Raw genomic sequence first — 24,755 nt, forward strand, 5'->3', positions numbered from 1 at the left:
CACCAACTATTGCATGGGGTTTCGAGGATGAAAGACAAACAGCGCTTTATCGACGACACGATGGACATCGCCCGGGAAAAGTTCGAAGCCGGCACGCTCAGTCGTCGCGGTTTCAACCAGGCCTTGATGGTCGCGGCCGCCATGGCCGGGCTCGGCCCGCTGCGCAGTGCATTCGCCGCAGGCGGATCGCTGGTGGTGTCCAATTGGGGCGGCGACGCAGTCCCCGCTTTCGAGAAGAGTTATCAGGGTTTCAACGCCGCCAGCGGTCTGCAGTTGAAGGTCGATGGCAGCGGGCCCACCGAGGGCGCGGTGAAAACCCAGGTCAACAGCGGCGCCGTGCGCTGGGACGTGTGCGACGGTGAAATGTATTCCTCGTACCGCCTGGGCAAGGAGGGCGTGCTGGCGCCGATCGATTACTCGATTGTCGACAAGTCGCTGATCGGCTACGGCGACATCCATGAATTCGGCCTGGCGAACTACACCTACAGCTACGTGATCGCCTTCGACGCCAAACGCTTTGGCAAGAACCCGCCAAAAAGCTGGGCGGATTTCTGGGACGTGAAGAAGTACCCCGGCAAACGCACGCTCTACAAATGGATGAGCGCCAACCTGGAGTGCGCCTTGCTGGCCGATGGTGTCGCGCCGGACAAGCTCTACCCGCTGGACGTCGACCGTGCCCTGCGCAAGATCGAAGAATTGATGCCGCACGTGGTCACGCACTGGTCCACCGGTGCCGAGTCGCAGCAACTGTTGCGCGACGGCGAGGCGAGCATGGGCCAGGTGTGGCACACCCGCGCCGAGCTGATCAAACACGACACCGGGGGTGCCATCGACTGGACGTTCGACAACGCCATCGTCGCGCCGTCGGTGTGGATGGTGCCCAAGAACAACCCCGCCGGCGCGGCCAACGCCATGAAGTTCATCGCCTATGCGCTGCGCCCGGAGGTTCAGGCCAGGCTGATGGAGGTCTACAACATGGGGCCGGTGGATGCCAAGGCGAACGCCTTGCTCTCGCCCGAGTTGCAGCGCATCAACCCGACCGCGCCGGAAAACCTGAGCAGGCAGGTGTCGATGAACAACCTGTGGTACGCCGATCACTACGGTGAGACGCTCGAACGTTACCTGGCGCTGATTGGTGGCTGACATGCGACTCGGTTCCCAAGGTACGTTGCGCATCTACGCACTGCTGATCCTGCCGCTGCCGGTGATCATCCTCGTCGGCTACCTGCTGCCGACCCTGGGTGTGCTGGGCTGGAGCTTCAGCCTGCCGCAGCCTGGCGTGCAGCACTACGCGACCATCCTCGACAGCGCGACGATCCACACGATCATCTGGCGAACCCTGCGCATCTGTTTGTTGACGACGCTGATCAGCGTCGCCATTGCGTACCTGATTGCCTACCGCTGGCGTTTCGCCTCGGGACGGGGACGGCAGTTCATCGAGTTGTTCGTGCTGTTGCCGTTCTGGTTGTCGATGTTGATTCGCGCGTTTGCCTGGCTGGTGTTGTTGCGCAACGACGGCCTGGTCAACCAGAGCCTGCTGACCCTTGGGATCGTCGATGAGCCGTTGGCCCTGGTGCGCAATGAGCTGGGGGCGCTGATCGGCATGGTGCATTTCATGGTGCCGTACGCCGTGCTGCCGTTGCTGTCGTCCATGCGCCAGATCGATGACGGCTTGCTGCGGGCGGCGAGCAGCCTGGGTGCCACCCGCTGGGCGATGCTCAAGGACGTGTTTTTCCCGCTGACACTCCCGGGCGTGGCGGCGGCATCGGCGACGGTGTTCGTGTTCAGCCTGGGCTGTTTTGTCACGCCGGCGCTGTTGGGTGGGGGCAAGGCGGCGATGCTGGCCGAGAGTATCTACATCCAGATGTTCCAGCTGTCGAACTGGGGCCTGGGCGCTGCCTTGAGCATTGTCCTGATGTTGATGGTCGCGGTTTGTGCGGTGGTGTTCGGCAAGCTGGTGGGTTTTGGACGATTGACCGGGAGGACCGCATGAGCACGTTGCCAACGGTAGATCGGGCGGCGACGCAGACGCCGGCCGCCACTCGATTCAAGTTGCGTTTCGATTTCGCCCGGCTGCTGTCGTTTGCCGGCTTGTGGCTGGCGGCGGGGTTCCTGCTGCTGCCGATCCTGGTCATCGTTCCGCTGTCGTTCGGCGACCAGCGCTACCTGGCGTTTCCGGACGGCGCCTGGTCATTGCGTCACTACCTGGAACTGCTGAGCGGCGCCTGGCTGGGCTCGATCCTGCACAGCCTGGGATTGGCGATTGTCGTGGGCGTGCTCAGCACCGCGCTGGCGCTGCTGTTCGCCACCGGCATCTGGCTGGAGCCGCGCTACCGTATCGCACTCACCACCGTGGTGCTGCTGCCGATGATCGTGCCGCAAGTGGTGTCGGCCATGTCGATCTATTACCTGGGGGCGCGGGTTCAGCAACTCGACACCCTGCTGAGCGTGGGCTTCGGTCATTTGATGATGGCGCTGCCGTACTCGGTGATCGCCATGCTGGTGGCGTACAGCCGACTCGACACCAGCCTGTACAAAGCCTCGCGCTCGATGGGGGCCGGTTTGTGGATGACCCTGCGCCAGGTGCTGATGCCCAACGTGCGCGTGGGCATGGCCGGGAGTTTTTTCATGGCCTTCATCATGTCCTGGGAGGAAGTGGTGGTCACGCTGTTCACCAGCGGCCTCAACGTGATCACCGTGCCCAAGCGGATCTGGGATGGCTTGCGCTACAACCTGGACCCGGCCGTCGCCGCCGTCTCCACCCTGATGATTTTCATCACCCTGGTCGTGCTGTTGGTGCGTCTGTACCGGCATGGCAGGAACGCTGACACACCGGGTCGCTAGCCGACCCGCCTTACTGCGGTAAATCACCCGTCACCCGTGCACCTTTTCCCTAAGGAGGGATACCTCATGATGACTGCATTTCCCCTGCGCACTTATCGTCAACGCATCGACGCGGTCAAACGTCGAATGAGCGAGCGTGGTCTTGACGCGCTGGTGGTCAACTACCCGGACAACATCAACTACCTGACGGGCTTCGACAGCCTGGGTTTCCTCTGGTATCAGGCGCTGATCATTTCGCCCAAGCTGGCCAATCCGATCTTCCTGACCCGAACCAGTGAAGAGCCTTGCACCTACGAGCTGTCGAGCCTGGAAGAGGGGATTTTCTACGACATCGCCAAGCAGGACCCGCTGCGCATTGTCGCCGATTCGCTCGAGGGGCTGGGCTTGAGCCAAGGACGAATCGGCCTGGAAATGCAGGCCTCGACCTTCAGTCCCCTGCAATACACCACGCTGCTGCAACACATGCCGAACGCGTATTTCGAGGATGCCTCGGTGGTGGTGGCGGAAGAGCGCCTGATCAAGACCGCCGAAGAAATCGAATACCAGCGCAGCGCCGCGCGCATGGCCGACTACGGCATGCGCGCCGCCTTTGAAGCCTTGCGTCCGGGCATGTCAGAAGTGGAAATCTCCGGTGTGGTGTCCAAGGCGCTGGGGGAGGCCGGCAGCGAGTACTCGGCCATCAGCCCGATGTGTGCGACCGGGCGCCGTAGCACCATGACCCACGCCATGCCGCATCGCATCACCATCAGCCCGGGCGACGTGGTGATTCTCGAACATGCCGGCGTGTGCAACCGCTACCACGCGATCCTGATGCGCACGGCGGTCATCGGCAAGCCGACGGCGCGGGTGCGTGAAGTCTCGACCCTGCTGACCGAAGCCTTCAACGCCGCCATCGAGGTGGCGAAGCCGGGCACGCCGGTGGGCGAGGCGAACCGGGTGTGCAACAAGATCCTCGACCGCATCGATCTGTCGCGCACCCGCGTGCACCGCATCGGCTACAGTCTTGGATTGGCGTATCCGCCCACCTGGCTGGAGGCAATGATGGTCGATGAAGCCGACGATCATGTGTTCCAGCCTAATATGTCGTTCTCCATCGAACCGAACCTGTCGCTGTATTCCGAAGGTTTCGGACTCAAGCTGGGCGACACGGTGCTGTGCGAAGCGGATGGTTCGCGCAGTCTGTCGGAGATTGCGCCCGAGCTCACGATCATCGACTGAGGAGCACGCCATGTCTGCATTGATGGACGTTTTCTGGCACGACGATGTGCTGCGTCACGACACCGGCTACGGAGTGTTCGAGGCGCCGCCCAGCGAACTGCTGGACACTCAGACCCAGCACCCCGAAAGCAGCCCGCGATTGCTCAACATGCGGGCGATCCTGTGCAACGGCCCCGTGGCGGGCAGCCTGGCCTGGCACTCGGGCCGGCATGCCACGTGGGAGGAGATCCTGCGTTTTCACACCGAGGCCTACCGTGACGACATCCGGGAAGCCGATCAGCAGGGCCGACGCTTCAGCAGCACGACCCTGATCAACGCCGGCGGGCTGGCTGGCCTGCTGGCCGCCGCCGGCACCAGTGTGGCGGCGCTGGAGCAAACCTTGCGCGAGCATCGGCCGGCCATGGCCCTGGTGCGTCCGCCGGGGCACCATGCCGCGCCGGCGATGGCGGACGGTTACTGTTTTTTCAACAACGTGGCGGTGGCGGCGCGGGCGGCCCAGGGGGCGGGCATCGAGCGGGTGGCCATCGTCGATTGGGACGTGCACCACGGCAATGGGACCCAGGAAGGGTTCTACCACGACCCCACAGTGCTCACCGTGTCGATGCACATGGATCACGGCGCCTGGGGGCCGAGCCATCCGCAGACCGGTGGCGTGGAAGAACGAGGACGAGGAGAGGGCGTCGGCAGCAATCTGAACCTTCCGTTGCCGATGGGCTCCGGGGACCTGACCTACGAACTGGCCTTCGAGCAGTTTGTGGAGCCCACGTTGACGGCGTTTGCCCCGCAGTTGCTGATCATCGCCAATGGCCTGGACGCCTCGCAGTTCGACCCGAACGGCCGGCAGCTGTTGACCATGTACGGCTTCAATCGCCTGGCACAACGGGCCCGCCAGTTCGCCGACGCGCACTGTGAAGGGCGGCTGCTGATCGTTCAGGAAGGCGGCTACAACCCGGCCTACAGCGCTTACTGCCTGCACGCGGCGGCCCAGGGTTTCCTTGGCCAGGCGTCGACCTTGCCCGACCCGCTGGCGTACATGCCCGCGTTCGAGGAACGCAGTCATGCCGATGTCGCGGCGTTAGGGGAAGCCTTGCGCGGGGTGGGTTGGGCATTCTGATCGCCAGCGCTGTTTGGGGGGCGCAGATTCTGTCGGCGCCGGCTTGCCTGCGATGGGGCCGGCAGCTGCACCATCCTTGTTGGCTGACCCACCCGCATCGCTGGCAAGCCAGCTCCCACAGTGATCTTCAGTGAATTCAAACCCTGTAGGAGCGAGCATGCTCCGGGCGGCGTTCCGACGATAGCAGTGGTTCAGTCGCCGGAGGACCTGCCAGGCAACGCCATGATCGCCCGTGCCGCGATATCCGTACCGCGCGTGGCCTGCATGGTCTGGCTGAATGAGGCCAGGCGTTGTTTCATCGGTTGATCGGCCAGCAGTTGTTCGAGGGCGGCTGGCAAGGCTGACAGCGGATCGGCAAAGCGCGGCAGGTAGCGCCCGACGCCGACTTCCTCGGCGCGGGCCGCGTTGTCGTGACCGTCCCAGCAGTAGGGAATGATCAACGACGGCAAGCCGAAGTACAACGCTTCGCAGAAGCTGTTGTTGCCGCCGTGGTGGATGAACAGCTGGCATTCCTTGAGCACCGCCGGCTGCGGGAACCAGCTGTCCAGGTAGACGTTGTCCGGAACCGTGGCGTACTCGTCGCGGTAGGCACCAACGTTGATCAGGAATCGGTAGGGCAGGTGTTCGATGGTGCCGATCAGGCGCTTGATCATGCCGGTGTCAGCGGCCCCCAGGCTGCCGAAACTGATGTAGATCAGCGGTGCGTCGTTCTGCCGGGGAAAGTCCGGCACGATGTAAGGCGCTTCACGCCGCACGCAACCGTCGAGGTAGACATAACGCTGCGGGTCCAGGGGCGTGTGCCGTGCATAACGCACCGGCGTCGGCGACAACAGCAGGTTGAGCCACGGCGAGTCGCCCAGGAACTGGCCGGGCGGGCAGGGCGGTGTGCCGTTGCTGGCGAGGAACTGTGCAAAACGTTCATGGGCCGGCGTCACCGCTCGGCGGTAATGCTCGGTGAAGGTTTCCCGGGCCTGGCTGTCGCTGGCCAGGCATCCCGACAGGTAGGGCGGAACGGCGGCGTCCGGCAGTTCGGTTTCGGCGCATGACACCATGCGCACCCACGGGCATCCCGCGTTGGCGATGGCGGGGAACATGACCACGTTGTCGAGGACGATGGCGTCCGGTTTGAGGCGCCCGAGCAACTGCTGCAGCGGCTTTTCCGCCTCGATGGCCGTGTCGATGATCGCTTCCCAGGCCGGTGCCACATAGCTGTCGATCTGCGCCAGCGGGGTCTGGTCGAAATAGGGAATGTTGCGTTCGATGAAGCGTTCCCAGTAGTGCTGGTGTTCCGCTGCCGACAGCGGGCTGACTTGCGGGATCGGGTACTCGTCGAAACCGTATTCGGCGAACAGGCCCTGGAAGTGTTCGTGGCAGATGAACACCGGTCGTGCTCCCAGCTCACGCAGGGACTGGGCGATACCGATGCAATTCAGGGCCGCGCCGAAACTGGCTTCCGGAAACAGGGCGATCAGTTTTTGTGTGTGCATGGCAAGGAAATCCGTGGCGGTGGCCCGCCGTGCCCGAGATGACTTGATGCTGTCTTATTTTTTGAAAAAAATCATCTTGTTTATTGAGCGATTCAGCGGCGTGCGAACAAGTGGCCTTGAGGAATGCCGCGATTGGCGGTTTGCGGTCGTTGGGCCGCGCTCAGCCGCAGGTGCAGGCGCAACAGGTCGGCAGCGATTTCCAGCTGGCCTCGTTCGATCTGCGCGATGATTTGCAGGTGTTCGCGCAGTGCCTCTTGCAGGCGGTGCACGCTGACTGTTGGCAACAGGTTCGGCAGGCGCCGCAAGCTCTGATGCTGGAGCAGGGCGTCGCCAATGAAGCGGTTGCCGCAGCTCTGGCCAATCAACTCGTGAAAGCTGATGTCCAGCTCGCGAAACTGCTGGGTGTCGAAGTGCTCGACCGGGCTGGCAAGCAGGGTTTGCATGGCGCTGCGCAGCAGGGCCAGGCGTTGCGGGTCGGCGTTGAAGTTGGCGTCCAGCAACGCTTGCGGCTCGAGAATCAGACGGAACCGCAGGCTCTCCTCAAGGGCCGCCGGGCTGTTCAATGATGGGCGAAACAGCCAGGACTGGCCGGGGCCGCGCTCTATCGCCTGGCTTTCGCTGAGTTGCTGCAGGGCTTTCTGGGCGGCGGGTCGGCCGATGCTGTAGCGGCGCATCAGTTCGCTGATGCTGATGCTGTCGCCGAGGCGCCCGGCCATGCGGTCACGCAGCACTGAGGTCGCCAGCTCTTCTTCCTCGGCCTGCGGCAGCGCGGCGTTGAAGGACTGGCCAGCCGGCGCGGCGAGCAGGCGATAGCCCTTGCCGGCTTCATGGCTGAGCAGGTTTTCCTCCAGCAACACCTTCAGGGCGCCGCGGATCAGCGTACGCGATACCTGGAACGTGCGCGCCAGGGCCTGTTCGGCCACTGGATCGCCCGCCACCAGCCCGCTTTCCTGGGTGTGCTCCAGAATCCGCCGGGCCAGTTCCAGGTGGTTGGTGCGCGGTTTTTTTTCGGCTGTCGTGCTCAAGCGTCTTATCTCTTTCGGTCGCTTTGGACTCAGGTGCCCATCTTATGTCATGCGCCGCTCGACCGTCAGGCCGGAAAAAAGCGTTGACATCTGCCTATGGTGGTCCTAATTTCTAAAAAAAAACACATGCAATCGTTTCTCTCTGTTTGCCGTACTGCCTTCGAAAAAAGAATAATCAATCGTCGGGTGAGTATTATGAGAAAGCTGAAAGGCCTAATGTGTCTGGGATTGAGTGTTTCCCTGGCGATCGCTGCACAGACCGCCAACGCCAAGGACATGGTGATTTCCATCTGGGACGGCTACATGGCCCCGGAAGCGCTGGACAAGTTCAAGGCCGCCAGTGGCGTCGACGTCGACAAGGCGTTGCATGCGACCAACGAAGAGATCATGGGCAAGCTCATGGCGTCTGGCGGTGAAGGTTACGATGTGGTTTTCGTCTCTTCCCCGTTCGCCGAAGTGCTGCACAAGCAGGGGCTGCTGGCAGACATCGATCCGGTCAAAGTCCCCAACCTGAAAAACCTCTACCCGCAAGCTTCCAGGCTGGAATACGACCCCGGCAACCATTTCTCGGTGCCGTACACCTGGGGCACCACCGGGATTTGCTACCGCTCCGACAAGGTTACCCCGGCACCGGTGAGCTGGAATGAACTGCTCAACCCCAGTGATGCGCTCAAAGGCAAGGTGACCATGCTCGCCACCGACCGCTGGATGCTCGGCGCCGGGTTCCTGGCCAAGGGCTGGTCGGTCAACGACAGCGACCCCAAGCAGATCGCCGCCGTGCGTGACCAGTTGATCGCCACCAAAAAACGCATCCTCGCCTTCGACGACACCACCTTCTACTCCAAACTCGCTTCCGGCGAATCGCTGATGGCGCACGCCTGGGATGGCTGGTGCAACTACGGCACCCAGGCCAATGCCGCGATCAAGTTCGTGGTGCCCAAGGAAGGTTCCGACCTGTGGGTCGACACCATGGTCGTGCTCAAAAGCTCCAAACATCAGGAGCAGGCGCTGCAGTTCATCAACTTCATGCTCGCCCCTGAAAACCATGTCTGGGTCGCGGAAAACATCCTCTACAAAATCCCCAACCAGACCGCCATGGCCGGCTTGTCCGCTGACCTGCTCAAGCAATACCCCAACCTCACCATCGCCCCCGACGAACTGTTGAAGATGGAGCAGTTGCGCGACCTGGGCGGCGCCACGCAAAAAGCCTACACCCGGGCGGTCACCGAAATCATGGCGGCGCAGAACTAGCGCTCACCTTAGGTAAGCCACGTCGATCACGGGGCATGCCCGGCATGCCTCGCCACGCTCGCTAGCCGCCCTCGTTCGGGGGCGGGAGGATAGGGTTCATGAGTGCTTTGCATGCTGACAGGCGTCTGTCGGCCTGGCTGCTTGCGCCCGGCTTCGGCTGGCTGCTGATCTTCCTGGTGGTGCCCTGCGTGCTGGTGCTGGTCTACAGCTTCGTCGAGCGCGGCGCTTACGGCGGGATCGACTGGTTGTTCACCTGGGAAAACTACCAGCGCGCGTTCGACCCGTTGTACCTCGGCATCCTGCTCAAGTCGGCGAAGATCGCCGGGCTGGCGACGCTGTTCGCGGTGCTGATCGGCTACCCGGCGGCCTACGCCATTGCCCGTGCGCCCCGGCGTCATCAGGCGGTGTTCCTGTTTCTGGTGATGCTGCCGTTCTGGAGCAACTACCTGATCCGCACTTATGCCTGGATCGTGCTGCTCAACCGCGAAGGTCTGATCAACCGCATGCTGCAACTGTTCGGCTACAGCGGCGATCCGATCAACCTGCTGTACACCGAGGCCTCGGTGGTGCTGGGGCTGGTCTACAACTACATCCCGTTTGTCATCCTGGCGATTTTCTCCTCGCTTTCGCGCATCAACAATGAGCTCTGGGATGCGTCGAAAGACCTCGGGGCCTCGGGCTGGATGACCTTTCGCCGGATCATCCTGCCGCTGAGCGTGCCCGGTGTCGCGGCCGGTGCCGTGTTCGTCTTCGTGCTGAGCATCGGCAACTTCATCACCGCCGACCTGTTGGGCGGCAAACAGGTGCAGATGGTCGGCAACCTGATCTATTCGCAGTTCCTCACCGCGCGGGACTGGCCGTTCGGTGCGGCGCTGAGTTTCTTCCTGATCGCGATCATGCTGATCCTCTTGTTCGTCCAGGCCCTGGTGGCTCGCCGTGCAGAAGGGGGGAGGGCATGAGTCAGCCTCGTTCCATCAGCGGCACCGCCCTCAACACGCATTTGTGGCTGGTGTACGCGTTCCTTTATGTGCCGATCCTGGTGCTGATCCTGCTGTCGTTCAACAAATCCGGATTGCCCACGGCCTGGGGCGGTGTCTCGCTGAAATGGTACGTGGCGCTGGCGCACAACTCGGCGATCCTGTCGGCCGCCCTCAACACCCTGATCGTGGCGCTGGCGGCGACCTTCATTGCCTGCGTGCTGGGCACGTTTCTGGCGCTGGGCATCGAACTGCGTCGCAAGGGCAGCGACAAAGGGCAAGTGGTGGACACCTTGCTGATGGCGCCGATGATCATCCCCGACATCGTCCTGGCGATCGCGCTCTTGAGCTTCTTCAACTTGCTCAAGGTCGGCCTGGGCCTGCACTCGATCATCATCAGCCACGCCGTGTTCAACATCGCTTTCGTCTGCGCGGTGGTGCGCACGCGGCTCAAGCACTTCGACTATTCGATCCTCGAAGCCTCGATCGACCTCGGCGCAAGCGCCTTCACCACGTTTCGCCGGGTCCTGCTGCCGGCGATTTTCCCCGGTGTGCTGGCCGGCGGGCTGCTGTCGTTCACCCTGTCGGTGGACGAATTCATCATCGCCTTTTTCAACTCCGGTTCCGGTCAGGCCTCGACCACGTTGCCCATGCAGATCTACGCCATGATCCGTTTCGGCGTCACTCCGGAAATCAATGCCCTGGCGACGCTGGTGATGCTGGTCAGCATCACCGCGCTGCTGGCTTCGCAGCGTCTCAACAAGGCTCCTCGCACCCATGAATAACTCATCGGCGGTACTGATCCTGGACAAGGTCAGCAAGTCTTATGGCAATGGCCTGGCGGTTGACGAGGTGTCACTCAACATCCGCGAGAACGAGTTTTTCGCGTTGCTGGGGCCGTCCGGCTGCGGCAAGACCACCTTGCTGCGCATGCTCGCCGGTTTCGAAACGCCGAGCGCCGGCTGCATCTATCTGGACGGCAAGGACATCTCGCCACTGCCGGCCAACAAGCGTCCGCTGAACCTGATGTTCCAGTCCTATGCGCTGTTTCCCAACATGACCGTGCGCAAGAACATTGCCTACGGGCTGGAAATGGAACGCCTGCCGGAAGCGGAAATCCGTCGCCGGGTCGATGAGGTGCTCTGCACCGCGCAGCTCGGTGAACTGGCCGAGCGCAAGCCCGATCAGCTCTCCGGCGGCCAACGTCAGCGTGTCGCCCTGGCGCGGGCACTGGTCAAGCGCCCGCGGGTGTTGCTGCTGGATGAGCCATTGGGCGCGCTCGACAAAAAACTGCGGGAAAAGATGCAGCTTGAACTCAAGCGCCTGCAACTGGAGAGCGGCATCACCTTCATCATCGTCACCCACGACCAGGAAGAGGCCCTGGTGATGTCGGACCGCATGGCGGTGCTCGATGGCGGCAAGCTCTGCCAGTGCGGCAGCCCTGCCGAACTGTACGAAAACCCCAACAGCCGATTCGTCGCCAACTTCATCGGCGTCAGCAACCTGCTCGAAGGTGTGCGTTCCGGGGTGCACAGCGTGCGCGTCAATGGCCAGGAACTGGATGTCGAGACCGAGGCCCCGCTGGTGCAGGGGCAAGCGGTCGCCGTGGTGGTACGCCCAGAGCGCCTGATGGTGCTGGGCAAGGAGCAGGTGTGCGCCAACCGGGTCAGCGGTCAGATAGTCGAGATTGCCTATCACGGTCTCGACACCAACCTGCACGTGCAGACCCCGCTCAGCGACAAGCCGTTGATCGTGCGGGTGCCGTCCTCGCAATTCGAATTTGCCCATTTTGCTATCGGAATGGACGTCCGGCTCGGCTGGCAGGCTCGCCACGCCCGCGTGCTGACGTGCTGACAAATATAAAAGACCAGGCAGGAGAACCGCTCGATGAAACAGAAAGTGATCGCCTTCTTTCCGGAAGCCGCTTATGGCCCGGCGCTGAACTCAGTCGGTATCGCCCAGGCGTGCGAAGCCCTCGGTCACAAGGCGGTGTTCCTCACCGACCCGGGCATGAGCGGCGTGTATGCCGGCTACGGTTTTGAAGAGCACATGGTCAACATGTCGGCGCCGATGCCCGCCGAGGAAATGGCCCGTTACTGGATCGACTTCATCAACGGCCACATTCCTAACTTTCGCAAATCGCCCCTGGACCAGATCGACAACTACGTGAAGGAGTGCTGGGCGGCCATCGTCGACACGGCGAAATGGGCGCAAAAGGATCTGCCAGCGGTGCTGGACAAGGTCAAACCGGACCTGATCTGCGTCGACAACGTCATCCTGTTCCCGGCGATCAAGCAGTACGGCAAGCCGTGGGTGCGGATCATCTCCTGCTCGGAAAACGAGATCGAAGACCCGGACATCCCGCCGCACCTGTCGGGCCTGAGCGTCGACGACAAGGCCGGGCACGCGCGCTTCCGTCAGCGTTTCGAAGAAGTGGTCGGGCCGATCCACGAAGACTTCAACCAGTTTCTGCAAGCCCATGGCGAACAGCCGTACCCGCTCGGGCAGTTCTTCGAAGCCTCGCCCTACATGAACCTGCTGCTATACCCGGACGCGGTCAAGTTCGAACGCCGGCACCCGTTGCCGCCCGAGCGTTTCCACTACCTGCAAGGCTGCGTGCGCAATGACACGGCTTATGAGATTCCGCCGTTCCGCGCCAACAACGACAAGCCGCTGCTGTACGTCAGTTTCGGCAGCCTCGGTTCCGGCGACGTCGAGCTGTTGCAGCGGCTGATCCGCGCCGTCGGCAAGCTGCCTTACCGCGCCTTGTTCAATGTTGGCGAGCACCTGGATGAATACCCGGACCTGCCGGACAACGTGCAGATTTCCAACTGGTTCCCGCAACCCTCGGTGATTGCCCAGGTCGATGCGGTGATCCACCACGGTGGCAACAACAGCTTCACCGAATGCCTATTTTTCGGGAAGCCGGCGATCGTCATGTCGTATGTCTGGGACGGTCACGACAACGCCATGCGCGCCGAGGAGAGCGGCCATGGTTTCAAACTCGATCGCTACGAGTGGAGCGAAGCGCAACTGGCGGAAAAACTCGCCGCCTGCCTCAACGATCAGGCGATGCAGCAACGCCTGCAGCGCACCAGCAAGCAGATGCAATCACGCAAGGGGCCGGCCGATGCGGCCGCCATTCTCGACAAGGTGCTCAACGATGCCTGATGCAAATACCACGGCGGGAATCACGCCCTACCTCGAAGCCGTCAGTACCCGCACCGACCTGGTGGACTGGGGCGTGCAGAGCGATGCCGTCGAAGGCGTCTCGCACTCCAGCGGTCGCCTGCTGTTCAAGGGGCCGAACAACAGCCCCGAAACCGGACTCTGGGTGTGTACGCCGGGGCGTTGGCGCCTGTCGATTCCCCGGGATGAGTTGTGTCATTTCCTCGAAGGCGATGCCACCTATCGCCACGACAACGGTGAAGTGATCGAGATTCGTGCCAACACGCTGGTGCTGTTTCCGGCGGGGTGGACGGGGGAGTGCCATGTGCGGGAGACCTTGCGTAACGTTTATATGCTTGCTTGAACCTGAACCTATGAACCTGTAGGAGCGAGCATGCTCGCGATGGACGCTCGGACACCGCTGGCATCCAGACCGCCCGCGTCATCGTTGACGACCATCGCGAGCATGCTCGCTCCTACAGAAAAGCCGATTTTTTGGAGAACACCTAATGACCACCCCGTTCCTGTACGACCCGCTGCAAATCACCGACGTCAAGGACTGGGGCGTGATCCCGACCATGCTGGAAGGCGAATCCCGTGTCTCCGGCGTCGTCCTGCACAAGGGGCCCGAAGGCCAGTCCGAGTGCGGCGTGTGGATCTGCACCCCGGGCAAATGGTTCTGTCACGTCACCAGCGACGAGTTCTGCCACTTCCTGGAAGGCCGCTGCACCTACGTCCATGAGTCCGGCGAAGTGATCGAGATCAAGCCCGACACCGCGGCCTTTTTTCGCAAGGACTGGAAAGGCGTGTGCACCGTTCACGAGACGGTGAAAAAGGTCTACATGATCCGGTGACTGCCATGACTCAGACACGTACCTCAGCGCCTGACCGCGAGGGCCAGCGCGCGGCCTTTCTCGCGCGTGCCGGTTTCGCCGGGACGCCATTGGAGGCGTTGCCGGCGGATGCTTCGACCCGGCGCTATTTTCGCCTCGGCGGCGCAGGCCTGCTGCTGATGGATTCGCCGCCGCTCAGCGAACCGATTGGCCCGTTCGTTGAGGTTGCCCGTCACTTGCACGGCCTGGGGCTTTCCGCGCCGGGCCTGATCGAGGTGGACGAGGAGGCCGGGCTGGCGCTGATCGAGGACTTCGGTCACGACACCTACACCCGCCTGCTGGCGGCGGGGCACCCGGAAGGCGCGCTGTACCGCCTGGCGGTCGATGCACTGGTGGCGTTGCACCGCGCACCGTCCACCGCGCCTCTGGCACCTTACGACGCCGGAAAACTGAGTGACGAGTGTGCGTTGTTCATCGACTGGTACGTGCCGTTGTTGATTGGTCCGCAAGCGGCACAGGGGCTGCGCGAAGCGTTTCTCGCGCTGTTCGCCGACGCCTGTCGCGAGGTTGCCGGGCGCCGCGAAGCGCTGGTATTGCGTGACTACCACGTCGACAACCTGATGCTGCTCGAAGGCCGCGCAGGCGTGGCAGCGTGCGGACTGCTGGATTTTCAGGATGCCCTGATCGGCTCGGCGGCCTATGACCTGATGTCACTGCTCGAAGACGCGCGCCGCGATGTGCCCGAGGCACTGCGCGTGGCGATGCTGACCCATTACCTGATGCAACGCCCGGAACTCGATGCGCTGCGGTTTCTTGAGGACTATCGGCGCCTGGCCGCCCAGCGTCACGCCAAGGTGCTGGGGATTTTCGTGCGCCTGGCGGGGCGCGACGGCAAACACGGTTACCTGGCGCACTTGCCGCGCACCCTGGGCTTGTTCGTTCGTGCACTGGAGGCCGAGGCCTTCACGCCGCTGCGCGCGTGGCTCAACGGCCATGTGCCCGGCTGGCGCGATGAACTGCCGCCGGCCACCCTCGATACGCTGCGCCAAACCCCTTATCGATTGGTTCAAGGATCTGCCCATGGCCACCTTTAATACGGATACCGCACTGCGCTTCCTCAATGGCGAGTACCTGCCGCTGACCGAGCCGCGTGTGCGCGAAGTGCTGGACCCCGCCACCCTGCACGGAGTGGGGCAGGTGGGTGTGTGCGGCGAAGCCGATGTGCAAGCCGCCGTCGACGCCGCCACTGCCGCGCAACGGCAATGGCGGCTGATCGATGCGAAAACTCGCGCCGCACGGCTGCATCAACTGGCCAATGCCATTGAACAGGACGCTGCCTGCAACCGCGAAGTGGCACGGCTGATGACTCTGGAAATGGGCAAGCCGTTTCCCGAAGCGATGGGCGAGCTGGCCAACTGTGCGCCGATCTTTCGTTACTACGCGGAAATGGCCCGGGACGATGCCGGCAAGGTCGCCGGCACCACGCAGATCGGCTCGTTCCAGCACGTGCGTTACGAGCCCTATGGCGTCAGCGTGCACATCATGCCGTTCAACTTTCCGATCCTGTTGATGTGCTGGACGGTCGCCGCTTCGCTGGCGGCGGGCAACGCCTGCATCGTCAAGCCGGCGGAAGCCACCACCCTGTGCACGCTCAAGTTCATGCAACATTTCACCTCGCTGGCGGCGGGCCTGGTGTCTTGCGTGCCGGGCGATGCAACGACGGCCCAGGCACTGGTGAAGTCCAGCGGCACCCACGCGGTGGCGTTCACCGGCAGCGTCGCGGCGGGCAGGGCGGTGGCGGTGGCCTGCGCCGAACAGATGAAACCCTGCGTGATCGAGGCCGGCGGCAGTGACCCGTTGATCATCTCCAGGCACGCGCCGCTGGATGTCGCGGCAGCCGGTGCCGTGACCGCCGCGTTCCATCTGAGTGGGCAGATCTGCACCTCGGCGGAGCGCTTCTACGTGGTCGATGAGGTGCACGACGAGTTCGTCAGCCGGTTCGCTGAACGCACCCGCGCCCTGCGCATCGGCCATGGCCTGGAGCACACGGAAATCGGGCCGATGGTCAGCGAGGCGGCACGCAACAAAGTCATGCGCCTGGTCGATGATGCCGTGGCGAAGGGCGCGAACGTGGTGTGCGGAGGCCGGGTGCCGCCGCAACACAGTGTCGGCTGGTTCTACGAGCCGACCATCCTCACTGGCGTCACGCCCGACATGGCCATTCTTCAGGAGGAGTGCTTTGGCCCGGTCGCGGCCATCTGCCGGGTCAGCGACTTCGACGAGGCGGTGCGACTGGCCAATGATTCGCCGTTCGGCCTGGGGGCGTCGCTGTTCTCCACCGACCTGGCCGAAGCCATGGAAGCGGCCGAGCGTCTCGAAGCCGGCATGGTCTGGGTCAACAACCCGCTGATCGACAACGACGCCTTGCCCTTTGGCGGCTGGAAGATGTCCGGCCTGGGGCGCGAACTGGGACGCCAGGGCCTGGAAGCCTTCCGCCGCTCGAAGATGGTCATCATCGATCACCAGCCAAAGATCCATGACTGGTGGTATCCGTATGCCGATGATGTGTTTTATCGCGATCAGGCCTAAAGGGAGGTTCGGCCGACACTGTGCCCACTGTAGGAGCGAGCATGTCGAATCGTCGCACCGTCGCGATGGTCGTCAACGATGACGCGGGGTCTCTGAATGCCAGCGTTGTCTGGGCTACCATCGTCGGAACGCCGCCCGGAGCATGCTCGCTCCTACAGGGGGGCGGGGAGTTTTATTTCAGGTACCACCCCCACGGCTGATCACTCACATACTCGGTCACCTGCTTCACCTCCAAATAATTGTGCAACCCCCACTGGCCCAGTTCGCGGCCAATGCCGCTGTGCTTCATGCCACCCCACGGCGCCTCGACGAAGGTCGGTTGCGAGCAGTTGACCCAGACGATCCCGGCGCGCAGCTGATTGGCGACGCGGGCGCTGCGTTGCAGGTCGGCGCTCATCACCGCCGCCGCGAGGCCGAAGCGGCTGGCGTTGGCCATTTGCAGCGCTTGCTCTTCGGTCTTGAAGCGTTTGATGCACAGCACCGGGCCGAACACTTCTTCGCGCCACAGGATGCTGTTGTGCCCCGGTTCGTCGAAGATTGCCGGTTCAATGAAATAGCCCTCCGGCAGATGCGCCGGCCGCCGGCCTCCGGTCAGCAGCCGGGCTCCGCTGGCCAGGCCCTGGTCGATGTAACCCAGAACCTTTTCATGCTGGCCCTGGCTGACCAGCGGTCCGAGCAACACGCCGGGCTGCATGCCCTGGCCGATGCTGATCTTGCGGGTTTCCTCGACCAATCGTTCGATCAGCTTGCCGGCGATGGTTTCCTGCACCAGCAGGCGTGACGTGGCGCTGCACACCTGGCCCTGGTTCCAGAAGATGCCGAACAGGATCCATTCCACGGCGGCCTCGACATCGGCGTCGTCGAACACGATGAAGGCTGACTTGCCGCCCAGTTCCAGGCTGATGTTCTTGATGTCCCGGGCTGCCGCCGACATGATTTTCGCCCCCGTGGGCACGCTGCCGGTGAAGGCCAGTTTGTCCACGCCGGGGTGCTCGGTCAGCGGCCCGCCGGCATCGGCGCCCAGGCCGCTGACCACGTTCAGGACCCCGGCCGGCAGGCCGATGCGGTCGGTGGCCGCCGCCAGCTCCAGCGCCGTGAGCGGAGTCAGCTCCGAGGGTTTGAGCACCAGCGTCGCACCGGCCGCCAGGGCGGGGGCAACTTTCCACGCCGCCATCAACAGCGGGTAGTTCCAGGGAATGATCTGCCCGGCCACGCCAATCGGTTCATGCCGGATGCGGCAGCGGAAGCGCGGGTCCGGCAACGCCAGGGGTTGATCCTGCTGCTGATCCAGCTCCCGGGCCAACCCGGCGTAGTAACGAAAGCAGCCGATCGCATCGCCGACATCCCACTGCGCTTCGGGCAAGGGTTTGCCGTTGTCGCGCACTTCCAGCTCGGCCAGGGCCTGCTGGCTGTTTTCCAGTTCATCCGCCAGCGCTTCCAGCCACTGCGCCCGTTCGGCACCGGTGGTCTGGCTCCAGCCATTGTCGAAGGCACGGCGGGCGGCGCGTACGGCGTGATCGACGTCCTCCTCGGTGCCCGCCGCCACCCGATGGAACGCCTGGCCGCTGGCCGGGTCGATCACGTCCAGGTAACCGCCCAGGTCCGGGCTGACCCACTCGCCGTTGATGTAAAGCTGATCATGCATGGTGAGACTCCTGGACGCCGGTGCGGCGGTTTTGCAGGTGGCGGGAAGTGAACAGCAGCGCCAGCGACGCGCAGATGATGACGGTCGAGACGGCATTGATCTCCGGGGTCACGCCCCGGCGGATCGAAGAAAAGATGTAGATCGGCAAGGTCGTTTCAGAGCCGGCGACGAAGAACGCAATGATGAAGTCGTCGAAGCTGAAGGTGAACGCCAGCAGGAAGCCGGCCATGATCGCCGGGCTGATCTGCGGCAGGGTCACGCGCCAGAAGGTGTGCATGGGCGGCGCGTAGAGGTCGGCCGAGGCTTCCAGCAGCGCCTTGTCCAATGAGTCGACACGGCTGCGCACGATCACCATCACCAGCGCCATGGTGAACAGCGAGTGCGCGGCGATCACGGTGAAGAAGCCCATGTTCAGGCGCGGCACGGCCGGTATCCAGCTTGCCAGCAACGGGTTGATCAGGTCGAACAGGCTGATGAAGGCGATCAGCGTCGAGATGCCGATGACAATGCCGGGCACGATGATCGCGCAGTAGGTCAGGGCGTCGAACAGCAGGCGCACTTTGGGATGGGCACGCTGCAGGCCGAACACCGCCAGGGTGCCGAACAGCGTGGCGATCAGCGCCGAGGTGAAGGCGATCAGCGCGCTGTTGCCCAGCGCCTCAATGATGAACGGGTTGCCAAAGGCGCGACCGAACCACTGCGTCGAGCAGCATTCGAACGCCAGGCCACTGCGCCCGGCGTTGAAACTGAATAGCACGATCAGCGCAATGGGCGCATAGAGAAACAGGTACAGCGAAGTCGAATAGCTGCGCAGCCACATGTCACAGGCCTCCGTCGGCGGGGCGGCCGCCGTAGCGCGCCACCAGTTTCAGGTATACGCCGATGATCACCAGCATCATGGCCACCAGCGTCATCGCCAATGCGCTGCCGAACGGCCAGTTACGCGATTGCAGGAACAGGTCGACCAGTGCGTTGCCGACGAAGAACACCTTGCCGCCGCCGAGGATCGCCGGGATCAGGAACTCGCCCATCAGCAGGATGAACACCAGCATGACCCCGGTGATGATCCCCGGCGCAGACAATGGCAGGGTGATCCGACGGAAACTTTCGAAGGCGCTGGCCCCCAGGTCGGCTGAAGCTTCGAGCAGGCGTTTGTCGAGTTTTTCCAGGCTCACGTAAATCGGGAACACCATCAGCGGCAGGTAGCCGTAGACGATGCCGATCAGCACCGCCCAGGGCGTGTTGATCAGCCGTACATCCTCCAGGCCCAGGCTGGCGAGCAGGGCGGGGATGCCCTTGCCGCTGAGGATGAAGATCCAGGCGTAGGTGCGGATCAGGAAGCTGGTCCAGAACGGCACGATCACCAGCGTCAGCAACAGCGAGCGATTGCGGGTGACCTTGACCGCCAGGAAGTACGCCAGCGGGTAGGCCGCCAGCAGGCACACCAGGGTGCCCAGTGGCGCCAGCATCAGCGTGTTGCTGAAGGCCGCGCCACGGGAGCCGAGGTTCAGGTAATTGGCCAGGGTGAAGCCGCCGGCATAGCCGCCCACCGCGCTGCGCTCGCCGAAACTGAAGACCAGGATGATCACCAGCGGCATCAGCAACAGCAGCAGGAACCACAGGGTCGACGGCAAGAGCATCAGCAGCGTGATCCGTCGCCCGAGGCTGCGCCGCTGGCGCGCCTCGACTGAAAGGGCACGGGCCGGCTGCACCGCTTGCGGGTGGGCGGCAGCATTCATGGGGGATTCCTCGTTGGCCATGTTCGGGGGCTCAGGCGGACTTGAAGCGCGCCATCAGTTCGGCGCGCGCCGGGCTGGTGAGCGTTGCCGCCGCACCGAACTCCAGCGGGCTCAAGGCCTCGGCGGCCGGGTACATGATCGGGTCGTCGAGCATGGCGGTGGGCAGCAGGGCATCGACGCGCTTGTCGCCGCTCGGGTAGCCGTGGCTCAGCACTTCAAGCTTGTTGTGCTGCGGGTCGAGCAGGTAGTTGATGAACGCGTAGGCGGCGTCCTTGTGTTCCGAGCTTTTGGGGATGGCGAAGAAGTCGCTCCACAGCTCGCCACCTTCCTTGCCCAGTTCAAACTGCATTTGCGCATTGTCGCGGTGCAGTTGCGAGGCGTCGCCGGTCCAGGACATCGCCAGCCAGGCATCGCCGCTGCGCATCGACGGTTGAATGTCGGAGTTGATCGCGAACAGGTGCGGCTTGACCTCGATCAGCAGTTTTTCGGCGTCGGCCAGTTCTTTCGGGTCCAGGGAGTTGAAGCTGTAGCCGAAGCTTTTAAGGGCGTTGCCGATGGCGGTCAACTGGTAGTCGTGGACCATGGTGCGGCCGCTGGCCGGGCCTTGCGCGGCCGCCCAGAATTCTTTCCAGCTGGTGGGGCCGTTCTTCAGTTTGCCAGTGTCATAGAGCATGCCGGTGGTGCCCCAGTTTTTCGGCACCGCGTACACCTTGCCATCCACCGTGCCCTGGGCCATGAATTTCTGCTGGAACGCCGAAGCGTCGAAATTGGGAATGCGCGACAGGTCCAGGGGTTCGATCAGGCCCAGGCCGACGTAGGTACTGATGGTGTAATTGGTCGGCACCAGCACATCCCAGCCGCTGCCGCCGGCCTGCAACTTGGCGAGCATTTCCTCGTTGGAACCGAACACGCTCATCGACACCCGCGCACCGGTGGTCTTGGCAAAGGCATCGAGGTTGTCCTGGCTGTGGTAGTTGGGCCAGGTCGCCAGCGACAGACGATCGCCGATTTTGCCCTGCTCGGCCGCCTGGGCGGTGGACGTCAGCAGGCCCGGCATGTTCGTGGCGACCACCGCGGCGGCGATCCCCAGGCCGGTGCGGCCAAGAAAGTCGCGGCGGCTGATCGAGCCGTTCTGCCAGCTGCGCAGGTTTTTGATAAACGTCTTCTGGTCCATAGCACGCTCCACATCCGGTTGATGAATCGTTGAATTACAACGCCATGGCCAGGCCGTTGGCGTGATCCCAGCCGACGCTCACTGCCGCGCCGTGTTCGAATGCATTGGCGCCCTGATCCTGCTGGCGCGGCACCCGCACGCAGACCACGCCGAAGGCCTGGGTGCGCACGCGGTATTCGGTGCTATTGCCGAGGTAGATCCGGTCTTCCACGCAGCCTTGCAGTTTCACTTCGCGGGCCAGCTCGGCGTGGGCGCCGGCGATGCTGATCAGTTCCGGGCGCACGGCGATGCAGCCGGCGGTGTCGGCGCTCAGGGCCTGGCCGGTGGGCGTCAGCGGGCTGGTCAGTTCCAGTCCCTGTTCGGTGCGCAGTACCACGGCGTTGCCGCTCAGGTGACGCACCGTGCCGTTGAACAGATTGGATTCACCGATGAAGTCGGCCACATAACGGCTGGCCGGTGCTTCGTAGAGTTGTTCCGGGGTGGCGGTCTGGATGATCGAGCCTGCGTGCATCACGCTGATGCTGTCGCTCATCGACAGGGCTTCTTCCTGGTCGTGGGTGACCAGTACGAAGGTGATGCCGACTTCCCGTTGCAGGCGCAGCAGTTCCGATTGCATCTCCTTGCGCAGCTTGCGGTCGAGCGCCGCCAGCGGTTCATCCAGCAACAGCACGGTTGGCTTGTTCACCAGTGCGCGGGCGAGGGCGACCCGCTGTTGTTGACCGCCAGAGAGCTCGCTCGGCTTGCGCTGACCGAAGCCGCTCAGGCGCACCATCTCCAGCGCTTCGTCGGCCATGCGCAGTTGTGCCTTCTTGTCCGGGCGCGGGGTGCGATAGCGCAGGCCGTAAGCGATGTTCTGCGCCACCGTCAGGTGCGGAAACAGCGCGTAATGCTGGAACACCATGTTCACCGGGCGCTCGTAGGCCGGCACCCCGGCGACGCACTGACCCGCCAGGCGCACTTCGCCGCTGCTGGGTTGTTCGAAGCCGGCGATCATGCGCAGGGTGGTGGTCTTGCCGCAGCCGGAGCCGCCGAGGAAGGAGTGAAATGCGCCGCGCCGCACGGAGAAGTTCAGGCCACTGACCGCAGTCACCTCGCCATAGCGTTTGACCACATTGCAGAATTCGATATCACTTGGCGAATTGTCGTTCACGAGGCCGGCTCCCTTGCAGTGATGAATCAGTGCGTCGGGGGCCAAACTAGCAATGGCGGTTTTGCGCTGTATATATCCCTTGGGGGATAGGGTCGTTTTCAGGTATCAGGCGTCGACCAGCAACTCCTGGCCGGTGAGATCGCGAATGAACAGCCCGAGCAATTCCGACTGACTGCCGATGCCCAGCTTGGCGTAGATGTTCTTGCGATGAATCTTCACCGTGCCCGGGCTGATGTTCAGTTGCTCGGCCACCGATGCGCTGGAGTGGCCGCGCAGCAACAGCTGGACGATCTCCTGCTCGCGGCCGGTGAGGATGTGCGCGCCGAACTGATCGAAGGCTTCGCGGATCTTGAAGTCCAGGTCCTGCGCCGGACGCGGTTGCTGAGCCTGACGCAAGCGCCAGGCTTCATTGACCACCTGTTCGACCACGCCTTGCGCGCACTCGATCAACTGCATTTCGTCGCGGCTGAACGCGCAACTGGCCGACGAGCGCATCAACGACAGCACCGCCATGGCGCCGCCACCCAGTTCGACGAAGAATGCCACTTCTTCCGCCAGGCCGGTTTGCTGGTAATAGGTCAGGTAGTACTCGCCGAGGTAGAAGTGGTCGGGCGCGAACTGACGCAGGCGCCACAGCCCCGGCGCCTGCCCGCGGGTACAGGCCAGGTAGAACGGGTCGAGCAGGTAAGGCCCGCACTGGTAGTCATCGACATACACCGCGCGCTTGTCGGCGGCAAAGGTATCGAACAGCGCCAGGGGCCGGTGGTTGCCCTCGTAGACGAACAGCACGAAATGATCGACCGGGCACACCTGGCGCAGCCAATGACTCAAACCTGCCAGCCGTGCATGCCCCGCTTGCAGGTCGAGCAAGTGGGCAACACCGGTGGTCCAGAGTTTCAGTTCCTTGGGGCGCATGGCAGCTTCAGGTAGCAGGGGAATGCATTGCGATGCACAAACCACGCCATGGCGGCGGGTGCCTTGCAGGGCGGGACGCGCGTCGATGCGCCGTGAAAAAGACGCACCGTTAGGGGGCTATTTGTTACCGAGAGCTACAGGCTCAGTATCATCCTCGAGGCATTGGGCAGTCGTGGTCAGAGCAGGTAGCCCGCCGAGAGTGCGATTGGGGCGTCCTGGGCGCCCACGATCAGATGGAAGGGCACCTGCACGGGCTCATCGACGGAATTGACCTCGAAGCCACCAACCACCATGGGTTGGCGCTCACACATTTCAGTCGACTCTCCGGCCATTTTTTTCGCCATTTTCGCGTGATTCGCTGCGATTTCACTGAGAGTAGACACAATGCATCTCCGAAAACTGATCCAGCCTGTCGCTGGTGTTGGTGAGTATAGATGATGGCTGCCGCGTCAGGATTTCGTCAGGGCGCGGCCGCTACGCCACCGTGTGCAAAGCCTGAGCCAGACGGTCAGGGGTTTGAAGCGGGGAAAGTGTCGGGCGACGAATGGTGAGCACTGTAGGAGCGAGCTTGCTCGCGATGGTCGTTAACGATGACGCGGGGTGTCAGGGCGCCAGCGTTATCGTTGGCCTCCATCGCGAGCAAGCTCGCTCCTACAGGGACTCGTGTTGATCCGTCCTACCGATACTTGATCACAATCCCTTTGAGCTTGCGCCCCTGCACGGTTTCAACGTCGCGGCTCCACAATCCCCCGCGGACAAAGGCGCCCGTGGTTTGAATATGGTCGTAGACCACCACCACGGCATCGCCGCCGAGCTTGGCGGATTCCTCACGCAGTTTCTGTTCGACTTCGGCGATCGGTGGCGCCGGTTCGGTGCTGGCGTCGATCAACACCTCGCCGAGCCGAACGTGCGGGCGCAACGGTTCGGTGCGCAGCACTTGCACCTCGCTGGCCAGGGTCGGCGCCGGGTGTTCGACGCCGACATAGGCGGTGGTGTGCGCATCGACCGTGGCGCAACCGTTGAGGACGAGGAAGGACGCGGCCAGCCCTGCTGCCAGCAAGGACAGTTTCAATCGGGGGGACCAAGGTGACATGGGGGATACTCCGAAAAATCCAGCATTAGTCGGGTAGCCCATTGACGATAGCAGCTCCTACTGGTCCTTCTCGCAATTGACCATCCACGACACACCGAACCGGTCCACCAGCATGCCGAAGCGCGCCGCCCAGAAGGTCGCTTCCAGGGGCATCTGCACGCTGCCGTCTTCGGCCAGTGCGTTGAACACGCGCTCGGCCTCGGCAATGCTGTCGACGTTCAGTGATACCGAGCATCCGGCCATGTCATCGGTGGGGCGGTCAGGCGTGGTGTCCGAACCCATGATCGCCTGGTCGCCCACCGACAGGCGGGTGTGAATGATCAGGTTGTGCAGGTCCGCCGGGAAATTTTCGCGGGCCGGGCTCTCGCCGAAGGTCATCATCATGTCGAGCTGGCCTTGCAGGGCCTGGGCATAGAAGGTGAATGCGGCTTTGCAGTCGCCGTTGAAGATGAGGTACGGATTGATTTTCATGGCAGGCTCCCGGAGCGGAAGGCGGCAAAGGGCTGCGCCGCTCTGCGGTGGATGGACTCCAA

Annotated in this window: 25 protein-coding genes; 14 read left to right on the forward strand and 11 right to left on the reverse strand. The window is 63.2% G+C overall.

The genetic code is table 11. From position 1 onward, the window contains the following. Nucleotides 1–27: 27 nt before the first annotated feature. From QIW53_RS00455 to QIW53_RS00475, 5 genes are all read left to right on the forward strand, one after another. Nucleotides 28–1,143, forward strand: a complete 1,116-nt coding sequence (locus tag QIW53_RS00455) for an ABC transporter substrate-binding protein (protein WP_371047746.1) — start codon at nt 28–30, stop codon at nt 1,141–1,143. Nucleotide 1,144: 1 nt separating this feature from the next. After that, nucleotides 1,145–1,993 carry an ABC transporter permease gene (locus QIW53_RS00460; protein WP_371047747.1) on the forward strand — a complete coding sequence of 283 codons (849 nt, stop codon included), beginning with the start codon at nt 1,145–1,147 and terminating at the stop codon, nt 1,991–1,993. Beyond that, nucleotides 1,990–2,844: an ABC transporter permease gene (locus QIW53_RS00465; protein ID WP_371047748.1), complete on the forward strand. Its 855-nt coding sequence runs from the start codon at nt 1,990–1,992 to the stop codon at nt 2,842–2,844. Before QIW53_RS00460 ends, QIW53_RS00465 begins: the two co-directional genes overlap by 4 nt. 66 nt (nt 2,845–2,910) lie before the next feature. After that, nucleotides 2,911–4,062: a M24 family metallopeptidase gene (locus tag QIW53_RS00470; RefSeq protein ID WP_371047749.1), complete on the forward strand. Its 1,152-nt coding sequence runs from the start codon at nt 2,911–2,913 to the stop codon at nt 4,060–4,062. A 10-nt stretch (nt 4,063–4,072) separates the two neighbouring features. Beyond that, nucleotides 4,073–5,176, forward strand: a complete 1,104-nt coding sequence (locus QIW53_RS00475) for a hypothetical protein (protein ID WP_371047750.1) — start codon at nt 4,073–4,075, stop codon at nt 5,174–5,176. Between the two features lie 191 nt (nt 5,177–5,367). On the opposite strand, the gene QIW53_RS00480 is transcribed toward QIW53_RS00475, so the two are convergent. Together QIW53_RS00480 and QIW53_RS00485 are read right to left on the reverse strand one after the other, a co-directional pair. After that, a complete protein-coding gene (locus tag QIW53_RS00480) occupies nt 5,368–6,663 on the reverse strand; it encodes a nucleotide disphospho-sugar-binding domain-containing protein (RefSeq protein ID WP_371047751.1) in 1,296 nt (431 codons plus the stop codon). Nucleotides 6,664–6,755: 92 nt separating this feature from the next. Next, on the reverse strand, nt 6,756–7,688 hold the full coding sequence (locus QIW53_RS00485) for a GntR family transcriptional regulator (RefSeq protein WP_371047752.1): 933 nt from the start codon (nt 7,686–7,688) through the stop codon (nt 6,756–6,758). Nucleotides 7,689–7,916: 228 nt separating this feature from the next. Between QIW53_RS00485 and QIW53_RS00490 the strand changes: the two genes are divergently transcribed. The 9 genes from QIW53_RS00490 to QIW53_RS00530 all read left to right on the forward strand — a co-directional run bounded on the left by QIW53_RS00490 (nt 7,917) and on the right by QIW53_RS00530 (nt 16,506). Next, nucleotides 7,917–8,939, forward strand: a complete 1,023-nt coding sequence (locus tag QIW53_RS00490; RefSeq protein ID WP_371047753.1) for a polyamine ABC transporter substrate-binding protein — start codon at nt 7,917–7,919, stop codon at nt 8,937–8,939. Between the two features lie 98 nt (nt 8,940–9,037). Beyond that, nucleotides 9,038–9,898 (forward strand): ABC transporter permease, encoded by an 861-nt coding sequence (locus tag QIW53_RS00495; RefSeq protein WP_220556740.1) that lies wholly within the window; start codon nt 9,038–9,040, stop codon nt 9,896–9,898. Beyond that, the gene (locus QIW53_RS00500) at nt 9,895–10,701 is read left to right on the forward strand and encodes an ABC transporter permease (protein WP_371047754.1); all 807 of its coding nucleotides are present in this window, start codon (nt 9,895–9,897) and stop codon (nt 10,699–10,701) included. Before QIW53_RS00495 ends, QIW53_RS00500 begins: the two co-directional genes overlap by 4 nt. Continuing rightward, nucleotides 10,694–11,770: an ABC transporter ATP-binding protein gene (locus tag QIW53_RS00505; RefSeq protein WP_371047755.1), complete on the forward strand. Its 1,077-nt coding sequence runs from the start codon at nt 10,694–10,696 to the stop codon at nt 11,768–11,770. The genes QIW53_RS00500 and QIW53_RS00505 overlap by 8 nt, the downstream gene beginning before the upstream one ends. Nucleotides 11,771–11,803: 33 nt before the next feature. Further along, nucleotides 11,804–13,087: a nucleotide disphospho-sugar-binding domain-containing protein gene (locus tag QIW53_RS00510; RefSeq protein ID WP_371047756.1), complete on the forward strand. Its 1,284-nt coding sequence runs from the start codon at nt 11,804–11,806 to the stop codon at nt 13,085–13,087. Further along, a complete protein-coding gene (locus QIW53_RS00515) occupies nt 13,080–13,448 on the forward strand; it encodes a cupin domain-containing protein (protein ID WP_371047757.1) in 369 nt (122 codons plus the stop codon). Before QIW53_RS00510 ends, QIW53_RS00515 begins: the two co-directional genes overlap by 8 nt. A 145-nt stretch (nt 13,449–13,593) precedes the next feature. Then, complete coding sequence (locus QIW53_RS00520) at nt 13,594–13,938, forward strand: cupin domain-containing protein (RefSeq protein WP_371047758.1); 345 nt, start codon at nt 13,594–13,596, stop codon at nt 13,936–13,938. A 5-nt stretch (nt 13,939–13,943) separates the two neighbouring features. Beyond that, nucleotides 13,944–15,011, forward strand: coding sequence for an aminoglycoside phosphotransferase family protein (locus QIW53_RS00525; RefSeq protein WP_371047759.1), 1,068 nt, complete (start codon nt 13,944–13,946; stop codon nt 15,009–15,011). Beyond that, nucleotides 14,998–16,506, forward strand: coding sequence for an aldehyde dehydrogenase family protein (locus QIW53_RS00530; RefSeq protein WP_371047760.1), 1,509 nt, complete (start codon nt 14,998–15,000; stop codon nt 16,504–16,506). The genes QIW53_RS00525 and QIW53_RS00530 overlap by 14 nt, the downstream gene beginning before the upstream one ends. A gap of 172 nt (nt 16,507–16,678) precedes the next feature. On the opposite strand, the gene QIW53_RS00535 is transcribed toward QIW53_RS00530, so the two are convergent. The 9 genes from QIW53_RS00535 to QIW53_RS00575 all read right to left on the reverse strand — a co-directional run bounded on the left by QIW53_RS00535 (nt 16,679) and on the right by QIW53_RS00575 (nt 24,693). Then, nucleotides 16,679–18,151 (reverse strand): aldehyde dehydrogenase family protein, encoded by a 1,473-nt coding sequence (locus QIW53_RS00535; RefSeq protein WP_371047761.1) that lies wholly within the window; start codon nt 18,149–18,151, stop codon nt 16,679–16,681. Further along, entirely contained in the window at nt 18,144–18,971 is an 828-nt protein-coding gene (locus QIW53_RS00540) for an ABC transporter permease (protein ID WP_371047762.1), read from the reverse strand. Before QIW53_RS00540 ends, QIW53_RS00535 begins: the two co-directional genes overlap by 8 nt. A 1-nt stretch (nt 18,972) precedes the next feature. Then, on the reverse strand, nt 18,973–19,890 hold the full coding sequence (locus QIW53_RS00545) for an ABC transporter permease (RefSeq protein ID WP_371047763.1): 918 nt from the start codon (nt 19,888–19,890) through the stop codon (nt 18,973–18,975). 31 nt (nt 19,891–19,921) lie between these two features. Then, a complete protein-coding gene (locus QIW53_RS00550) occupies nt 19,922–21,064 on the reverse strand; it encodes an ABC transporter substrate-binding protein (RefSeq protein ID WP_371047764.1) in 1,143 nt (380 codons plus the stop codon). Between the two features lie 34 nt (nt 21,065–21,098). Further along, nucleotides 21,099–22,214, reverse strand: coding sequence for an ABC transporter ATP-binding protein (locus tag QIW53_RS00555; protein ID WP_371047765.1), 1,116 nt, complete (start codon nt 22,212–22,214; stop codon nt 21,099–21,101). A gap of 105 nt (nt 22,215–22,319) precedes the next feature. After that, entirely contained in the window at nt 22,320–23,129 is an 810-nt protein-coding gene (locus QIW53_RS00560) for a response regulator transcription factor (protein ID WP_371047766.1), read from the reverse strand. Nucleotides 23,130–23,305: 176 nt separating this feature from the next. Then, entirely contained in the window at nt 23,306–23,512 is a 207-nt protein-coding gene (locus tag QIW53_RS00565) for a hypothetical protein (RefSeq protein WP_371047767.1), read from the reverse strand. Nucleotides 23,513–23,805: 293 nt separating this feature from the next. After that, on the reverse strand, nt 23,806–24,222 hold the full coding sequence (locus tag QIW53_RS00570) for a hypothetical protein (RefSeq protein WP_371047768.1): 417 nt from the start codon (nt 24,220–24,222) through the stop codon (nt 23,806–23,808). Nucleotides 24,223–24,279: 57 nt separating this feature from the next. Beyond that, complete coding sequence (locus QIW53_RS00575) at nt 24,280–24,693, reverse strand: VOC family protein (RefSeq protein WP_371047769.1); 414 nt, start codon at nt 24,691–24,693, stop codon at nt 24,280–24,282. Between the last annotated feature and the right edge of the window lie 62 nt (nt 24,694–24,755).

This window comes from Pseudomonas fluorescens, from assembly GCF_041354075.1.
In the GTDB taxonomy this organism is placed as follows: Bacteria; Pseudomonadota; Gammaproteobacteria; order Pseudomonadales; family Pseudomonadaceae; genus Aquipseudomonas; species Aquipseudomonas fluorescens_CE.

What these genes read in the sequence shown, in the direction of transcription:
- QIW53_RS00505 (WP_371047755.1), top strand. Translation starts at nt 10,694, where the DNA reads ATGAATAACTCATCGGCGGTACTGATCCTGGACAAGGTCAGCAAGTCT.
- QIW53_RS00510 (WP_371047756.1), top strand. Translation starts at nt 11,804, where the DNA reads ATGAAACAGAAAGTGATCGCCTTCTTTCCGGAAGCCGCTTATGGCCCG.
- QIW53_RS00495 (WP_220556740.1), top strand. Translation starts at nt 9,038, where the DNA reads ATGAGTGCTTTGCATGCTGACAGGCGTCTGTCGGCCTGGCTGCTTGCG.
- QIW53_RS00455 (WP_371047746.1), top strand. Translation starts at nt 28, where the DNA reads ATGAAAGACAAACAGCGCTTTATCGACGACACGATGGACATCGCCCGG.
- QIW53_RS00460 (WP_371047747.1), top strand. Translation starts at nt 1,145, where the DNA reads ATGCGACTCGGTTCCCAAGGTACGTTGCGCATCTACGCACTGCTGATC.
- QIW53_RS00515 (WP_371047757.1), top strand. Translation starts at nt 13,080, where the DNA reads ATGCCTGATGCAAATACCACGGCGGGAATCACGCCCTACCTCGAAGCC.
- QIW53_RS00530 (WP_371047760.1), top strand. Translation starts at nt 14,998, where the DNA reads ATGGCCACCTTTAATACGGATACCGCACTGCGCTTCCTCAATGGCGAG.
- QIW53_RS00535 (WP_371047761.1), bottom strand. Translation starts at nt 18,151, where the DNA reads ATGCATGATCAGCTTTACATCAACGGCGAGTGGGTCAGCCCGGACCTG.
- QIW53_RS00550 (WP_371047764.1), bottom strand. Translation starts at nt 21,064, where the DNA reads ATGGACCAGAAGACGTTTATCAAAAACCTGCGCAGCTGGCAGAACGGC.
- QIW53_RS00545 (WP_371047763.1), bottom strand. Translation starts at nt 19,890, where the DNA reads ATGAATGCTGCCGCCCACCCGCAAGCGGTGCAGCCGGCCCGTGCCCTT.
- QIW53_RS00470 (WP_371047749.1), top strand. Translation starts at nt 2,911, where the DNA reads ATGATGACTGCATTTCCCCTGCGCACTTATCGTCAACGCATCGACGCG.
- QIW53_RS00575 (WP_371047769.1), bottom strand. Translation starts at nt 24,693, where the DNA reads ATGAAAATCAATCCGTACCTCATCTTCAACGGCGACTGCAAAGCCGCA.
- QIW53_RS00480 (WP_371047751.1), bottom strand. Translation starts at nt 6,663, where the DNA reads ATGCACACACAAAAACTGATCGCCCTGTTTCCGGAAGCCAGTTTCGGC.
- QIW53_RS00465 (WP_371047748.1), top strand. Translation starts at nt 1,990, where the DNA reads ATGAGCACGTTGCCAACGGTAGATCGGGCGGCGACGCAGACGCCGGCC.
- QIW53_RS00560 (WP_371047766.1), bottom strand. Translation starts at nt 23,129, where the DNA reads ATGCGCCCCAAGGAACTGAAACTCTGGACCACCGGTGTTGCCCACTTG.
- QIW53_RS00475 (WP_371047750.1), top strand. Translation starts at nt 4,073, where the DNA reads ATGTCTGCATTGATGGACGTTTTCTGGCACGACGATGTGCTGCGTCAC.
- QIW53_RS00520 (WP_371047758.1), top strand. Translation starts at nt 13,594, where the DNA reads ATGACCACCCCGTTCCTGTACGACCCGCTGCAAATCACCGACGTCAAG.
- QIW53_RS00500 (WP_371047754.1), top strand. Translation starts at nt 9,895, where the DNA reads ATGAGTCAGCCTCGTTCCATCAGCGGCACCGCCCTCAACACGCATTTG.
- QIW53_RS00540 (WP_371047762.1), bottom strand. Translation starts at nt 18,971, where the DNA reads ATGTGGCTGCGCAGCTATTCGACTTCGCTGTACCTGTTTCTCTATGCG.
- QIW53_RS00525 (WP_371047759.1), top strand. Translation starts at nt 13,944, where the DNA reads ATGACTCAGACACGTACCTCAGCGCCTGACCGCGAGGGCCAGCGCGCG.
- QIW53_RS00570 (WP_371047768.1), bottom strand. Translation starts at nt 24,222, where the DNA reads ATGTCACCTTGGTCCCCCCGATTGAAACTGTCCTTGCTGGCAGCAGGG.